Below are 669 nucleotides of genomic sequence, written 5' to 3' on the forward strand. Positions count from 1 at the left end.
GCGCCTGGGCCACCTCGGCCTGGGTGGTCTCGGCGGCGAAGGTGGCGAGCACCTGGCCGGCGCGCACCACGTCGCCCACATTCACGCGCACCTCGGTCAGGCGCATGCCGTTGACCTCGGCGCCGATGCTGGCCTCCTGCCAGGCGGCGATGTTGCCGTTGGCTGCCAGGTGCTGTGCCACCTGGGCGCGCGCCGGCCGCACCACGCTGACGGTGAGCGCCGGTCGCGCCACGGCTGCGGGCGCCGGGGCATCGGCCCGCGAGGCGGGGCTGCCCAGCAGGGCCGCGGCGCCGGCCAGCAAGGCGATCACGGCAAGGGCCATTAGGGAACGGGCGGGAGTCAGGCGCAGCATGGTGTGTCGGGGCTTGGGAAGGAGCACGGTCACGGTATTCGGAAGGGCCGGCTCAGGAGCCGGCGCGGGATGCGGGAGGGGATGCCGCCGGCGGACGCGCCACGGGTCGCCCCGCCGCGGGCGGTTCGACGTCCGCCCGGTCGAAGCCGCCGCCCGCCGCCCGGTACAGGGCGATCCACGCGGCCATGCGCTCGTTTTCCAGGGCGACCAGCGCCATCTCGGAAGCCAGCTGCGTGCGGCGCGCATCTTCGAGCTCCACCAGGCTGGCGAGACCGGCCGTCCAGCGTGCCTCGGTGGCCTCGAAGGAGCGGCGGTAG

1 protein-coding gene and 1 pseudogene are annotated in these 669 nt (G+C 75.2%); both read right to left on the reverse strand.

Annotated features, from left to right (window positions below; translation table 11 throughout):
* Positions 1–352 (reverse strand): annotated as a pseudogene (locus A612_RS14360) (efflux RND transporter periplasmic adaptor subunit); the annotation flags it as partial.
* A 52-nt stretch (positions 353–404) separates the two neighbouring features.
* The coding region (locus A612_RS16140; RefSeq protein ID WP_158000174.1) for a TolC family protein at positions 405–669 on the reverse strand (265 nt) is incomplete at its 5' end.

Origin of the sequence: Melaminivora alkalimesophila (genome assembly GCF_000282995.1) — a bacterium.
Taxonomy (GTDB): domain Bacteria; phylum Pseudomonadota; class Gammaproteobacteria; order Burkholderiales; family Burkholderiaceae_C; genus Melaminivora; species Melaminivora alkalimesophila.